The organism is Thermomonas sp., from assembly GCF_041905325.1.
Classification (GTDB): Bacteria; Pseudomonadota; Gammaproteobacteria; order Xanthomonadales; family Xanthomonadaceae; genus Thermomonas.
This window is the reverse complement of the sequence record NZ_JAYRLK010000028.1, coordinates 1-2463: the sequence shown is the minus strand read 5'-3', so window position 1 is coordinate 2463 and position 2463 is coordinate 1. Positions and strand designations below refer to the sequence as shown.

The window sequence follows — 2463 nt, the reverse complement described above, 5'->3', positions numbered from 1 at the left end:
TGCCGATGGTGGCCGTCCAGAAGTGGACCTCGATGGCCTTGATGCTGTACATCTTCTTCTGGCCGAACAGGCGCGGGATCAGGTAGTACAGCGAGCCCATGGAAATCAGGCCGACCCAGCCGAGGGCACCGGAGTGCACGTGACCCACGGTCCAGTCGGTGTAGTGGCTCAGGGCGTTGACGGTCTTGATCGACATCATCGGGCCCTCGAAGGTGCTCATGCCGTAGAACGAGAGCGACACGATCAGGAAGCGCAGGATCGGGTCGTCCCGCAGCTTGTGCCAGGCACCCGACAGCGTCATGATGCCGTTGATCATTCCGCCCCAGCTGGGCGCCAGCAGGATCAGCGAGAACACCATGCCGATGGATTGCGTCCAGTCGGGCAACGCGGTGTAGTGCAGGTGGTGCGGGCCGGCCCACATGTAGGTGAAGATCAGCGCCCAGAAGTGCACGATGGACAGGCGGTAGCTGTACACCGGACGGCCCGCCTGCTTCGGGATGAAGTAGTACATCATCCCGAGGAAGCCCGCGGTCAGGAAGAAGCCCACCGCGTTGTGGCCGTACCACCACTGGACCATGGCGTCCTGCACGCCGGCGTAGGCCGAGTAGCTCTTCATCAGCCCCGCCGGCACCGCTGCACTGTTGACCAGGTGCAGGATGGCCACCGCGATGATGAAGGCCCCGTAGAACCAGTTGGCCACATAGATGTGGCGGACCTTGCGGATGCCGATGGTGCCGAAGAACACCACGGCGTACGCCACCCAGACCAGCGTGATCAGGATGTCGATCGGCCATTCAAGCTCGGCGTATTCCTTGCCGCTGGTGTAGCCCAGCGGCAGGCTGACGGCGGCCGCCAGGATGACCAGCTGCCAGCCCCAGAAAGTGAAAGCCGCCAGTTTGGGCAGGAACAGCCGGACCTGGCTGGTGCGCTGCACCACGTAGTAGCTGGTGGCAAACAGCGCGCAACCGCCAAAGGCAAAGATCACGGCATTCGTGTGCAGCGGACGCAAGCGGCCATAGCTGAGCCAGGGAATGCCGAAGTTGAGTTCGGGCCAGGCGAGCTGGGCAGCGATGAACACGCCCACCAGCATGCCGACCACTCCCCACACCACGGCCATCAGGGAAAACTGCCGGACGACGGTGTCTTCATAGACGCCTGCGTGCGGCTGATCCAGTTGTGTTTGCTCTGTGTTCATCGGGCACCTTTTATGTTTCGGCGCCAGTGTCGGCCGCAAGGCGGCAGACCGGGTTGACGAAAGTCAATCGGAGCGAAGAATCCGCTCGCCTTCGGCGTCCACATCGTCAAACTGGCCACGCCAGACGGCCCAGCCCAGCGCGCCCAGGATCAGCAACGCCAGCGCGATGGACAGCGGGATCAACAGATACAGGATGTCCATCTCAATGCGCCTCCGGCGAACGCGCCAGGCGCGCCGCATTCATCACCACCACCAGCGAACTCGTGGCCATGCCCAACCCCGCCAGCCAGGCCGGCATCCAGCCGGCCACGGCCAGCGGCACGCAGACCGCGTTGTAGCCCGCGGCCCAGGCCAGGTTCTGCCACACCACGGCCCGGGTGCGTATGGCGTGGCGCAGCAGCGCGGGCACAGCGGCCAGCTGCCCGCCCATCACCACCACGTCGGCACGCGAACGCGCCAGCGCGGCCGCCTCGCCCAGCGTGAACGAAAGGTCCGCCAGTGCCAGCACCGGCGCATCGTTGATGCCGTCACCCACCATGGCCACGCGGTGCCCGCGCTGCTGCAGCGCGCGCACATGGGCCAGCTTGTCTTCGGGGGAGCGGTCGCCGAACGCGGTGTCGATCCCGGCGCGCCAGGCCAGGCGCTGCACCGCGCGCGACCGGTCGCCCGACAGCAGCTGAACGTGCAGGCCCATGCCCCGCAGGGCCTGCACCGCGGCGACCGCGTCGGCGCGGACCGATTCACCCAGGTCGAACGTTGCGAGCCATCCCTGCGCGTCCGCCAGGTGCGCCTGCAGCAGATCGCCGGCACATTGCTGTGACGGCGCATTGCACAAGCGCGCGGAGCCCAGCCGCAGCACCTGCGCCGCAGCGCCCTCGCCCACAGTGCCGTGCAGGCCCTGGCCCGGCAGTTCCCGAACGTCCACCACCACCGGCGGCCCGTCCGGGGCCGCGGCCAGCAGCGCACGCGACACCGGGTGCAGCGAGTGCTGGGCCAGCGCTGCCGCCAGCCGCAGCGCGACTGCTGGCGTGACACCGTCACGCACGCGCACGGCCTCCACGGCCATGCGGTCGTGCGTGAGTGTGCCGGTCTTGTCGAACACCACGGTGTCAATCCGTGTCGCCGTCTCGAAGGCCTGCAGGCGTCGCACCAGCACACCGCGCCGCGCCAGCGCACCAGCCGCTGCCAGCGTTGTCGCTGGCGTGGCCAGCGACAACGCGCAGGGGCAGGTCACGATCAGCACGGCGATCGCCACGCCAATCGCATGG

3 protein-coding genes are annotated in these 2463 nt (G+C 67.4%); all 3 read right to left on the bottom strand.

Annotated elements, in window-relative coordinates; genetic code table 11:
- Nucleotides 1-1195 (bottom strand): cytochrome-c oxidase, cbb3-type subunit I (gene ccoN, locus ACE3OK_RS12380; RefSeq protein ID WP_374249859.1); only part of this gene is annotated, 1195 nt, incomplete at its 3' end.
- Nucleotides 1196-1258: 63 nt separating this feature from the next.
- A complete protein-coding gene (gene ccoS / locus ACE3OK_RS12375; protein ID WP_374249858.1) occupies nucleotides 1259-1396 on the bottom strand; it encodes a cbb3-type cytochrome oxidase assembly protein CcoS in 138 nt (45 codons plus the stop codon).
- Nucleotide 1397: 1 nt separating this feature from the next.
- On the bottom strand, nucleotides 1398-2463 hold a 1066-nt coding region (locus ACE3OK_RS12370; RefSeq protein WP_374249857.1), incomplete at its 5' end, for a heavy metal translocating P-type ATPase.